Genomic DNA, 203 nt, shown 5'->3' with positions numbered 1-203 from the left:
CCAAAACCATAGGCCGGATACTGATGCGCCAGTTTTTGTAGCGCCTCGACTACGGGCAGATCCCGTGCCGTATTCGGGCAATAATGCAACAGACTTCGACTGATACCGATAATCCGGCACCCGCGTCGTTCACTGGCCTGATGTTCCTTCATAACGTAACGCACCAGCTCACGCTTCTCAGGCACCGTTAAAGTTTTTTTGAA

1 pseudogene is annotated in these 203 nt (G+C 51.7%); it reads right to left on the bottom strand.

Annotated elements, in window-relative coordinates:
* A pseudogene (locus Dpoa2040_RS02170) lies at positions 1-203 on the bottom strand (IS3 family transposase); the annotation flags it as partial.

The organism is Dickeya sp. CFBP 2040 (assembly GCF_012273755.1).
Classification (GTDB): domain Bacteria; phylum Pseudomonadota; class Gammaproteobacteria; order Enterobacterales; family Enterobacteriaceae; genus Dickeya; species Dickeya poaceiphila.
The sequence above is the reverse complement of the archived record's forward strand: the minus strand, read 5'-3'. Positions and strand labels throughout refer to the sequence as shown.